The organism is Parabacteroides sp. CAG:2 (assembly GCF_000436315.1).
Lineage (GTDB): Bacteria > Bacteroidota > Bacteroidia > Bacteroidales > Tannerellaceae > Parabacteroides > Parabacteroides distasonis.
The window spans coordinates 1-2696 of record NZ_FR885256.1; the positions used below are offsets into that span (position 1 = coordinate 1).

The 2696-nt window shown below is 36.2% G+C and carries 2 protein-coding genes; both read left to right on the forward strand.

The features are described 5' to 3' along the window. Positions 1–261: 261 nt before the first annotated feature. A complete protein-coding gene (locus QVP94_RS01345) occupies positions 262–1938 on the forward strand; it encodes a recombinase family protein (protein WP_022191796.1) in 1677 nt (558 codons plus the stop codon). A gap of 62 nt (positions 1939–2000) precedes the next feature. After that, positions 2001–2696, forward strand: a 696-nt coding sequence (locus QVP94_RS01350; protein WP_288213141.1) for a hypothetical protein, incomplete at its 3' end; no start/stop codon positions are given.

Below are 2696 nucleotides of genomic sequence, written 5' to 3' on the forward strand. Positions count from 1 at the left end.
ATGTAATCGGGGATAAGATATACCCTTGCATCTTTTCTTATCTAGTCTTTCATAGCTATAAAATTTTGAGTTTCACATATCCAACTGTATTCAATATTACAGAGAAATCAAAATGAGAATACGCACTATATCTCATAACATTCTGTATTTCTTTATTTTAAGCAGGGTATAACTTTAAAAAGTAAAATAATGTTAAGTTGTTAAAGTTATACCTTGCTATTGAAAATACTCTTTATCTTTGCATCAAAGATAAAATAAACAATGAAAAGAGTTATAGGTTATATTCGTGTTTCTACTGATAATCAAGACCTTGAAAGGCAAAGAGTGTTGATTAGAAAGTATTGTGAGAATAAGGGGTACTCTCTGTTAAGAATAGAAGAAGACTATGCCATATCTGGAACAGTCAGCAACAGAAACGGATTGAACAGTATTCTAAACATTACCAATAGCGTTGCTGACATGGTAGTAGTTAGTGAGTTGTCTAGACTGTCACGTCAAGATGATATATTTGAAACTTTGACACAGATTCACACAATCATTAGAAACGTGGATTTAGTAATACTGGACGAACCAGACAAGGTATATGAAGCAGGAAAAACTATCATTCTTTCTGACTTTTTAATGCTTGCAATCAAAGCCTATGGAGCAGCGGATGAAAGAAAGAAAATAGTAAGCCGTATGACTACAGGTAAAGACAGTAAAGTACAAGCGTTTCCGTTAATGCTTACAGACAGTAATATACCAACTGGCTTTAAGGCAGTGCCCAATCCCAATTATATAAAGGGAGCAACCCCCAAAATGCTATTGGTGGAAGATGAAGAACGTATGCAGTTAGTCAGAGATATATTTAACTATGTGGCAAACGGTCTTTCTCTAGGAAAAACAGCAGAAAAACTGAATATGCTTGGATATAGGACAGCAAGAAACAAACCGTTCTATGAACAGTCTATCAGAACAATTATAAATGATTCCATTTATAACGGTGTCAGATACTGGAAAGGCATGAAACTGGAACTTCCCGTAAAATTCATATCAGATGAAATCTGGAATCTGGCACACAAGAAAGTGCAGGAGAACAAGAATTATAGCGGTGAGGCACAAAAACATTATAACCCGTTGAAAGGCATTATCAAGTGTCCTTGTGGGCAAACCTCAATGTATGGCAGAACCTCATCCTGCATTACCTACAGATGTCTTGACAGAATAAAGATGGGAATAAAAAGCCCATGTACCAATGTTGGCATAAAGGCTGAAACTTTAATATATGCGGTGTGGAAAGATGTCAGACTTAGAACTCTGGATGAAACTTACCAAGCCAAGAGCAATGAGAAAATTGCAGAAATAGAAGCTGAAAATATAAAACTGACACAAAGCATAAAAGAAAAGGATTCTGAAATAGCCAAACTACAGTCTGATTTGAAAACAGTCATAGACAATGTTATGGCTTCCACCAATATCGCAATAGTCAAGGCTTTGAATGGCAAGGCGGATTCAATAGACAGCCAGATAAAGAGTATAGAAGCGAAAAAGAAAGCCATTGATGAAGAAATTGCATCCAACAACAGAAGAATAGCGGATGAAATAAAGAGCCAGTCAAGAAAAGAACTTGACAGCCTTTCTCTGGAGGGCAAGGGAGAAATGTTTAGAGAATTACTTAGTAAAGTAGTTTATTATTCCGTTTCTTTAAATAGCGGATTCATAGTCATTACTTATAAGAATGACTTGGAAACTATCATAGCGTATCATAATAGGAACAAACCATTCTTATGGGCACTTCCTATAACTTTCAGATTCAACAAGGTAAAACGGACTGTAATAGTTCCAACTTTACCAGAGCAACCTAAAATGACTTCTTTTGTCTTAGAACACATTACAGAAAAAGAGTACACTTTTAAACAGTTGCAGGAAAGTTTCAATCTGGAAGAATGGAAAATATGAAGAAAGTCTGTATTTTGCAGACTTTTCTGTTATTTTGCAGTATAACTAATAGTGAATGTACCATGCTAGAAGAAAAACTATACCAGATAGAGGAACTTCCAGATTTAAAAGTGGCTTGGCATGAGAGCTACAAATGTCTTGATGAGCCACTATTAGAATACGTGTGGGAAGTAGCCAACCACTTCCTGCCAGATTATGAAGATGTGTCCGCTGCACCTGCCATATTCGCCAACAGATATGCGGAAAGGAACTTATCCGTTGAAGAGAGGTACGAGAGAGCCAAAAGAATGAAAACTCTCAAAGGTACTTTGGAAGAATACAAAAAACGGGAATACAGAAAGCTGGATGATTCTTTCAAAGAGAAGTTCCTGACTAATGAAGACTTACAGAATACCATTGAAGCGTATAAGTTGGACGTTAGCAAGTTTTGGTATCTACTTCTGTTCGTATATGACTTTATAGAGGATATTGGCACAAATGCACCTGCATTGAACAAGTCCGTATTAGAAGACTTTAGCCATTTTCATGCTACCCTATTGGAAGCTACCAGTATCACCCTAAGGAAGAACAACAAGAAAAGCTATGTTGTTGAAAGAGAGGACACAATCAGAATCATTCAAGCAGCCTTGCTGCATTTTGTCAATACATACAGTGATATTATACATAGTGAGCAAGATAGAGAAACCATGATTAAACAATTAAAGGACATAGGTCTGGAGGGCTTTATCAGAAATGACTTATCGTCAAAAATCAGCTTT